The organism is Streptomyces sp. SM1 (assembly GCF_002910825.1).
GTDB lineage: Bacteria > Actinomycetota > Actinomycetes > Streptomycetales > Streptomycetaceae > Streptomyces > Streptomyces okerensis.
The window spans coordinates 1-5,321 of record NZ_NEUB01000544.1 but is presented as its reverse complement, the minus strand read 5'-3'; the positions used below and the strand labels follow the sequence as shown (position 1 = coordinate 5,321).

7 protein-coding genes are annotated in these 5,321 nt (G+C 72.6%); 3 read left to right on the top strand and 4 right to left on the bottom strand.

Translation table 11 applies throughout. The features are described from left to right. Positions 1–53 precede the first annotated feature (53 nt). Positions 54–512 carry a redox-sensitive transcriptional activator SoxR gene (gene soxR / locus B9S61_RS13350; protein ID WP_103542456.1) on the bottom strand — a complete coding sequence of 153 codons (459 nt, stop codon included), beginning with the start codon at positions 510–512 and terminating at the stop codon, positions 54–56. A 141-nt stretch (positions 513–653) separates the two neighbouring features. Here soxR and B9S61_RS13345 point away from each other — a divergent pair, with 141 nt between their 5' ends. Further along, a complete protein-coding gene (locus tag B9S61_RS13345; RefSeq protein ID WP_103542455.1) occupies positions 654–1,115 on the top strand; it encodes a MaoC family dehydratase in 462 nt (153 codons plus the stop codon). Here B9S61_RS13345 and B9S61_RS13340 read toward each other — a convergent pair. From B9S61_RS13340 to B9S61_RS13330, 3 genes are all read right to left on the bottom strand, one after another. Further along, positions 1,106–1,750, bottom strand: coding sequence for a TetR/AcrR family transcriptional regulator (locus tag B9S61_RS13340; protein WP_103542454.1), 645 nt, complete (start codon positions 1,748–1,750; stop codon positions 1,106–1,108). The genes B9S61_RS13345 and B9S61_RS13340 overlap by 10 nt on opposite strands. A gap of 72 nt (positions 1,751–1,822) precedes the next feature. Continuing rightward, on the bottom strand, positions 1,823–2,110 hold the full coding sequence (locus B9S61_RS13335; protein WP_103542453.1) for a YiaA/YiaB family inner membrane protein: 288 nt from the start codon (positions 2,108–2,110) through the stop codon (positions 1,823–1,825). A 61-nt stretch (positions 2,111–2,171) separates the two neighbouring features. Beyond that, positions 2,172–3,323, bottom strand: a complete 1,152-nt coding sequence (locus B9S61_RS13330; protein WP_103542452.1) for an acyl-CoA dehydrogenase family protein — start codon at positions 3,321–3,323, stop codon at positions 2,172–2,174. 101 nt (positions 3,324–3,424) lie between these two features. Here B9S61_RS13330 and B9S61_RS13325 point away from each other — a divergent pair, with 101 nt between their 5' ends. Next, the gene (locus tag B9S61_RS13325; RefSeq protein WP_103542451.1) at positions 3,425–4,093 is read left to right on the top strand and encodes a TetR/AcrR family transcriptional regulator; all 669 of its coding nucleotides are present in this window, start codon (positions 3,425–3,427) and stop codon (positions 4,091–4,093) included. A gap of 343 nt (positions 4,094–4,436) precedes the next feature. Next, complete coding sequence (locus B9S61_RS13320) at positions 4,437–5,147, top strand: ArsR/SmtB family transcription factor (protein ID WP_374936206.1); 711 nt, start codon at positions 4,437–4,439, stop codon at positions 5,145–5,147. Positions 5,148–5,321 lie beyond the last annotated feature (174 nt).

Sequence of the window (5,321 nt, the reverse complement as noted above, 5' to 3'; positions counted from 1 at the left end):
CCCCGCCGGGGAGAACGCGGCCGGGTACGGCGCGGTCCGGCGTCCGGTGCGGGTCAGTGACCGTCCTGCAGCAGGCGGGAGCCCGTCAGGCGTTCGCCGAAGACGTCGTCCGGGTTGGACAGGACACAGCTGTCCAGGGAGAGACAGCCGCAGCCGATGCAGTCCGTGAGGTGGTCCCGCAGGCGGTTGAGCTGCTGGATGCGCTCGTCCAGCTCGGAACGCCAGGCCTCCGAGAGGTGCGCCCAGTCGTCCCGGGTGGGGGTGCGTTCCTCGGGCAGCTCGGCGAGCGCCTCCCGGATCGTGTCGAGCGGGATGCCGACCCGCTGGGCGGCGCGGATGAAGGCGACCCGGCGCAGGGTGTCGCGACTGTAGCGGTGCTGGTTGCCCGGGGTGCGGCGACTGCTGATCAGCCCTTTGGACTCGTAGAAGTGCAGGGCGGAGACGGCGGCGCCGCTTCGGGCGGAGAGCTGGCCGACCGTGAGTTCGTGGATCTTCTCTGGAATCCGGTGCACTCCTCGAACACTACCGACCGCCCAGCCGCCCCGGGACGCCCGTGTCCGTTGACAGGGGCCCCCGGGACGACCATGCTAAGCAGTTGCTTAGACATGCGCACTCGGATGCGCCTGCGACTACGTGACGCGAGAGGCCGGGACATGGCAGAGCCGAGGATCTTCACGTCCGCCGACGACCTGAAGGCGGCGGTGGGCGAGCAGCTGGGGTACACCGACTGGCTGGAGGTCGACCAGAAGCGGATCGACCTGTTCGCCGAGGCCACCGGGGACCACCAGTGGATCCACGTCGACCCGGAGAAGGCCGCGGCGGGGCCGTTCGGGACGACCATCGCGCACGGCTATCTGACGCTGTCGCTGCTGCCGCTGTTCGGCCCGCAGCTGATCTCCGTCGAGGGCGTGAAGATGGGTGTCAACTACGGCACCAACAAGGTGCGTTTCCCCGCGCCGGTGCCGGTCGGCTCGCGGGTGCGCGCCACCGCGACGATCAGCGCCGTGGACGAGGTGCCGGGCGGGGTCCAGGTGTCCACGGCGTTCACCGTGGAGCGCGAGGGCGGCGACAAGCCGGTGTGCGTGGCCGAGTCGGTGGCCCGCTACTACCTCTGAGCGGCGCCGGCCCTGCGGGCCCCGACCATCCTGAGCACGAGATCGGCGTAGAGCTCGCCGACCTGTTCGGGCGTGCGGGGCCCGTCCAGGTTGAACCAGCGGGCCACGTCGATGCACAGCGAGAGCACGGCGACGGTGGTGCCCTGTACGTCGGTGACGTCGAAGTCGCCGGAGCGCACGCCCTCCTCGATGATCCCGCGCACCTCGGCGTCGACCTGGCGCCGCAGGGCGAGGATCTCCGCGCGGGCGTCGGGCCCGAGCGAGTCGAGTTCGTACTGCACGACCCGGGCGGTGGTGCGGCCGCCCGCGTGCCAGCGGACGAAGGAGCTGACCGCGTCGGCGAGCCGCTCGGCCGGGCCGCCCTCGGAGCGGGCCGCCGTGCGCAGGATCTCCACGGCCTTCTCGTGGCCGATCCTGCTGATGCGGTGGAGCAGCTCTTCCTTGGTCTTGTAGTGGATGTAGAGCGCGGCCGGGCTCATCCCGGCGCGGCCCGCGATGTCGCGGGTCGTCGTGGCGTGGTAGCCGCGCTCCGCGAACGCCTCCACGGCAGCGAGCAGCAGCCGTCGGGCCGCGTCGGGCGTGACCTCACCCCACGGCTGCGCCTCACCGCCGGCCGTCTCCTCCGCCGTACTCATCGCTCACCTCATTCGCTGGCAGGGGTAACACCATACCGGCAAGGGTGAGCGGGCGCTTAGTGGCGGTCTGCGTCAGAGCTTCTGCAGCGGGTCGTACTCGGCGAGGAGCTTCTCGAGGCGGGCCTGGTCGACCCGGTTTACGATCGCGCCGGCCTCCTGGCGGTCGCGGATGACCTTGGCCAGGGTGAACGCGGAGGTGACGAGGTACAGGACCGCGATGCCCAGGAAGGCACGGACCCAGACGTCGGTCTCCAGGTTGAAGATGCCGATCGCGGTGGCGCCCATGGCCACTCCGAAGGACGCCATGGCCTGTATGTAGAAGGCGGCCGTACTCTGCTGCTTGACCGGTGTGTCGCTCATGGGGACAAGAATCGGCGGATGCGGCCGCGGCCACATCCGCTCGGATACTCAGAGCTCGTACTCAGAACGCCGAAACCCCGGTCAGGGCCCGGCCGATGACCAGCTTCTGGATCTGGCTGGTGCCCTCGTACAGGGTCATCACGCGCGCGTCGCGCAGGAGTTTGCCCGCCGGGTACTCGTCGATGTAGCCGTAGCCGCCGAAGACCTGCAGGGCGTTGCTGGCCGCGCGGACGGCCGCCTCCGAGGCGAAGAGCTTGGCCTTGGAGGACTCGACGGCGAACGGCCGGCCCCGGTCGATCAGGTCGGCGACCCGCCAGGTCAGCAACCGGGCCGCGTCGACGTCCACGGCGATGTCGCTGATCAGCTCCTGGACCAGCTGGTGACGGGCGATGGGCTTGCCGAACTGCTCCCGCTCCCCCGCGTAACGCACGGCGGCGTCCAGGGCGGCCTGGGCGATGCCGACACAACCGGCCGCGACCGACATCCGGCCCTTGGCGAGGGCGGACATGGCGACCGAGAAGCCCTTGCCCTCCTCCCCCAGCATCGCGGAGGCGGGCACGCGGACGTCCTGGAGGACCAGTTCGGCGGTGGCCTGGCCGCGCAGGCCGAGCTTGCCGTGGACGGTGCGGCGGGTCAGGCCGGGGGTGTCGGCGGGGACCAGGAAGGCGGAGACACCCTTGTGTCCGGGGGCGTCGGTGGAGCGCGCGAAGAGCAGGACGACGTCGGCCCAGGTGCCGTTGGTGATGAACATCTTGGTGCCGTTGATGACGTACTGGTCGCCTTCGCGCACGGCGCGCGTGGTGAGGCTGCCGGCGTCGGAGCCGGTGCCCGGCTCGGTGAGGCCGAAGCAGCCGACGTACTCCCCGGAGGTGAGGCCCGGCAGCCAGGTCCGCTTCTGCTCCTCGCTCCCCCGGGCGGCGATCGTCTTGGCGACCAGGCCGAGGGAGACGGAGACGATACCGCGCACCGAGGAGTCACCGCGGCCCAGTTCCTCGGTGACCAGGCAGTACGCGAGATGGTCGCCGCCGGACCCGCCGTACTCCTCGTCGACCGTCAGCCCGAGGAAGCCGACCTCGCCGAGCTTCTTGACGATGCCGCGGTCCACCTCCTCGGCCCGGTCCCAGGCGGTGGCGTGGGGCGCGACCTCGCGCTCCACGAAGTCCCGGGCGAGCCGGCGGACGGCCTCCTGCTCGTCACTCAGCTCCAGGTCCATACCGAGTCACCCCATGTGAGGTCCGCTTGCCGTGCGCGTCCGAGGACCGCGCCTTTAAATTAGCACTGCTAGTTTCCGGTCGCGGTCCTACTATGTGCGCCATGGCCCGACCGCGCAAGCCCTTGCTCAGCACCGACCGGATCGTCGAGACGGCCCGCGCGCTCGTGGACGCGGAGGGCCTGGCCGCCGTCTCCACGCGCCGGCTCGCCGCGGAGCTGGGGGTGAGCGGGCCCTCGCTCTACAACCACTTCCGCACCAAGGACGAGATCCTCGAGGCGGTGGCCGACTCGGTGAGCGCGCAGGTCGACCTGTCGATGTTCGAGGACGGGCGGGACTGGCGGACCGCGCTGCACGACTGGGCGGTCTCCTACCGCAACGCACTGCGCGACCACCCGAACATCGTCCCGGTCCTGGCCCGCGGCCCGGGCCGCCGCCCGGCCGCACTGCGGCTCGCGGACGCGGCCTACGGGGCGATGGTCGAGGAGGGCTGGCCGCCCGCCCAGGCCACCTCCATCGGCGCGCTGATGCGGTACTTCATCATGGGTTCCGCGCTCGGCTCCTTCGCGGGCGGCTTCGTCGACGACGCGAGCGCCTACGATCCCGCCGACTACCCCCATCTCGGCCAGGCCCATCTGCTCGCCGAGCAGCAGGAGAAGATCGACGAGCGGGCCTTCGAGACGGGGCTGGCCGCGCTGCTCGACGGGCTGGCGCTGCAGTACGAGCAGGTGCGGACCGGCGGGCCGGGCCCGGGGACACCGGCGGTTCCGTGAAGCCCGGGCCGGCGGGATGCGGGACCTCCGGCTGCTGGGCGGAGGGGGCGTGGACGGGGTGACACCGCTCCGCCGGGTCGAGCGGGACAGCGCCGGCGGCCGACGACAGCGGGGCCAGAGCCGTCACCCGCCCGCCGGACCGTGAGGGGGTGCGCGGACCCCGCGCCCTCCGACGGATCCCACCGGACAGACCCCCACCGCCCACGACAACGGCGGCCAGGGCACGCCCACCGCACCACGTGAAAGCGTGCGACCGGGCCCGGCGCCCTTCGACAGGCCCCCGCCCGAGGGGTCGCGGACGCTTCGGTGACGGGCGAAGTGTCCGTGTCCCATGCTGGAGGGCATGAGGACGAAGGATCCCCGGGCGGCGGGGCTGGCCCGGCTCGCCGCGCTGATCGCCGACGAGACCCGGGCCGCGTGTCTGCTGGCGCTGCTGGACGGGCGGGCCTGGACGGCGGGCGAGCTGGCCCGGCACTGCGGGGTGGCCGCCTCCACGCTGAGCGAGCATCTCGGCAAGCTGGTCGCCGGCGGACTGCTCGCCGAGGAACGGCAGGGGCGGCACCGGTACGTGCGGCCGGCCGACGCGCGGGTCGCCCAGCTGGTGGAGGACCTGACCGCGCAGGTCGCACCGGGCACCGGCGAACGCCCGCGCACGCTGCGGCAGTCGGGGGCCGGTTCCGCCATGGCCCGCGGGCGGACCTGCTACGACCATCTCGCCGGGCGGCTCGGTATCGCCGTCACCGACGCGCTCACCGCGCGGGGACTGCTGCGCCAGGACACCGGGTTCGCGCTCACCGACGCCGGGCTGCGCTGGTTCGACGCGGCCGGTATCGGTCTCGATCGCCGGGGCCGCCGACCGCTGGCCCGCGCCTGTCTGGACTGGACGGAACGCCGTCCGCACCTCGCCGGGGTGGCGGGCGCGGCCCTGTGCCGGCACGCCCTGGACGCGGGGTGGTGCGTACGCATCGGCTCCGAGCGGGCGGTGAAGGTGACGGAGGCGGGCGAGCGCGCCCTGTCCGAAACGCTCGGGATCGACGCGGAGGCGCTCCGCTGACCGGCACGTCCGAGAAACCGCGAGCGTCCCGCTTCCGCTTCCTCCCGGCCTCGGGGACAGAGATGAACGCCCGCTCCCGTCCCACGCCTTCGTGCGCGATGCGCGGTGCGGCGCCCGCGTACTCGCCGGGGCGCTCGCGCCGGGAGGCGGCCTGTCCGCTGCGGCGGAAGGGGG

Coding starts and splice junctions, on each gene's coding strand:
- B9S61_RS13320 (WP_374936206.1), top strand. CDS start 4,437: ATGAGGACGAAGGATCCCCGGGCGGCGGGGCTGGCCCGGCTCGCCGCG.
- B9S61_RS13330 (WP_103542452.1), bottom strand. CDS start 3,323: ATGGACCTGGAGCTGAGTGACGAGCAGGAGGCCGTCCGCCGGCTCGCC.
- B9S61_RS13335 (WP_103542453.1), bottom strand. CDS start 2,110: ATGAGCGACACACCGGTCAAGCAGCAGAGTACGGCCGCCTTCTACATA.
- B9S61_RS13345 (WP_103542455.1), top strand. CDS start 654: ATGGCAGAGCCGAGGATCTTCACGTCCGCCGACGACCTGAAGGCGGCG.
- B9S61_RS13340 (WP_103542454.1), bottom strand. CDS start 1,750: ATGAGTACGGCGGAGGAGACGGCCGGCGGTGAGGCGCAGCCGTGGGGT.
- B9S61_RS13325 (WP_103542451.1), top strand. CDS start 3,425: ATGGCCCGACCGCGCAAGCCCTTGCTCAGCACCGACCGGATCGTCGAG.